The sequence below is a fragment of the Streptomyces sp. NPDC001532 genome (assembly GCF_040298625.1).
Taxonomy (GTDB): domain Bacteria; phylum Actinomycetota; class Actinomycetes; order Streptomycetales; family Streptomycetaceae; genus Streptomyces.
The window spans coordinates 1-1,638 of the sequence record NZ_JBEPAL010000100.1; the positions used below are offsets into that span (position 1 = coordinate 1).

The 1,638-nt window shown below is 69.3% G+C and carries 1 protein-coding gene; it reads left to right on the forward strand.

The window, feature by feature from the left end; translation table 11 throughout:
- Window positions 1-1,569 (forward strand): acyl-CoA carboxylase subunit beta (locus tag ABT232_RS38370; protein ID WP_351849436.1); only part of this gene is annotated, 1,569 nt, incomplete at its 5' end.
- Window positions 1,570-1,638: the final 69 nt, after the last annotated feature.

Here is a 1,638-nt window from a genome sequence, read left to right on the forward strand (position 1 = left end):
CACACGACCGCGGGCAAGCTCGCGGATCTCCAGCGCCGCATCGAGGAGGCGACGCACGCCGGCTCGGCCCGCGCGGTGGAGAAGCAGCACGCCAAGGGCAAGCTGACGGCCCGTGAGCGGATCGATCTGCTCCTGGACGAGGGCTCCTTCGTCGAGCTCGACGAGTTCGCCCGGCACCGCTCCACCCACTTCGGCCTGGACACCAACCGCCCCTACGGCGACGGCGTCGTCACCGGCTACGGCACCGTCGACGGCCGCCCCGTCGCCGTCTTCTCCCAGGACTTCACCGTCTTCGGCGGCGCCCTCGGCGAGGTCTACGGCCAAAAAATCGTCAAGGTGATGGACTTCGCCCTGAAGACCGGCTGCCCCGTCATCGGCATCAACGACTCCGGCGGCGCCCGCATCCAGGAAGGCGTCGCCTCCCTCGGCGCCTACGGCGAGATCTTCCGCCGCAACACCCACGCCTCCGGCGTCATCCCCCAGATCAGCCTGGTCGTCGGACCCTGCGCCGGCGGAGCCGTCTACTCCCCCGCCATCACCGACTTCACCGTCATGGTCGACCGGACCAGCCACATGTTCATCACCGGCCCCGACGTCATCAAGACCGTCACCGGCGAAGACGTCGGCTTCGAGGAACTCGGCGGCGCCCGCACCCACAACTCCGCCTCCGGCGTCGCCCACCACATGGCCGGCGACGAGAAGGACGCCATCGAGTACGTCAAGCAGCTGCTGTCCTACCTGCCGTCCAACAACCTCAGCGAACCCCCCGCCTTCCCCGAGGAAGCGGACCTGGAGACCACCGGCGAGGACCGCGAACTCGACACCATCGTCCCCGACTCCGCCAACCAGCCCTACGACATGCACACCGTCATCGAGCATGTCCTGGACGACGCCGAGTTCTTCGAGACCCAGCCGCTGTTCGCCCCCAACATCCTCACCGGCTTCGGCCGCGTCGAAGGCCGCCCCGTCGGCATCGTCGCCAACCAGCCCCTGCAGTACGCCGGCTGCCTCGACATCGCCGCGTCCGAGAAGGCCGCCCGCTTCGTGCGCACCTGCGACGCCTTCAACGTCCCCGTCCTCACCTTCGTCGACGTCCCCGGCTTCCTGCCCGGCGTCGACCAGGAACACGACGGCATCATCCGCCGCGGCGCCAAACTCATCTACGCCTACGCCGAAGCCACCGTCCCCCTCATCACCGTCATCACCCGCAAGGCCTTCGGCGGCGCCTACGACGTCATGGGCTCCAAGCACCTCGGCGCCGACCTCAACCTCGCCTGGCCCACCGCCCAGATCGCCGTCATGGGCGCCCAGGGCGCCGTCAACATCCTCCACCGCCGCACCCTCGCCGAGGCCGAGGCGAACGGGGACGACCTCGACGCGGTCCGCGCCCGCCTGATCCGCGAGTACGAGGACACCCTCCTCAACCCCTACGTCGCCGCCGAACGCGGCTACGTCGACGCCGTGATCATGCCCTCCGACACCCGCCGCCACATCGTCCGCGGCCTGCGTCAACTGCGCACCAAGCGGGAATCCCTGCCCCCGAAGAAGCACGGCAACATCCCCCTCTAGGCCTGCCGGGAGCACTCATGAACATCAAGGTCGTACGGGGCAACCCGACCCCCGAGGAGCTGGCCGCCG